This is a genomic window from Desulfofundulus thermobenzoicus (assembly GCF_009428905.1).
Classification (GTDB): Bacteria; Bacillota; Desulfotomaculia; order Desulfotomaculales; family Desulfovirgulaceae; genus Desulfofundulus_A; species Desulfofundulus_A thermobenzoicus.
This window is the reverse complement of record NZ_WHYR01000199.1, coordinates 1-442: the sequence shown is the minus strand read 5'-3', so window position 1 is coordinate 442 and position 442 is coordinate 1. Positions and strand designations below refer to the sequence as shown.

Here is a 442-nt window from a genome sequence, read left to right as displayed (position 1 = left end):
GAACAAACCAATACCTGCACCAACTGCCAGCTTCAGCTCAGCCGGAATGGCATTGATGATTTTTTCACGGAAACCTGTTAAAGAAAGAGCAACGAAAATCAATCCTGAAACAAACACACCTGAAAGTGCTGCTTCCCATTTGATGCCCATACCAAGCACAACCGAAAAGGCGAAGAACGCATTCAGACCCATACCGGGTGCTATCGCAATCGGATACCTGGCGATCAATCCCATCAGAATACACCCTGCGGCAGAAGCTAACGCTGTCGCTGTAAAGACTGCTCCCTGATCAATACGTAATTTATCTGGAAAATCCGGTACCGACACTAATGCAAGTGTGATTGGATTGACAAACAGAATATAAGCCATCGACAAAAATGTGGTTAAACCACCGATGATTTCTCTGCGGTAATTCGTACCTAACTCATCAAACTGAAAAAAC

1 protein-coding gene is annotated in these 442 nt (G+C 44.6%); it reads right to left on the bottom strand.

What is annotated here, in order from left to right; genetic code table 11:
* Positions 1-442 (bottom strand): NCS2 family permease (locus GFC01_RS18215; protein ID WP_194175042.1); only part of this gene is annotated, 442 nt, incomplete at both ends.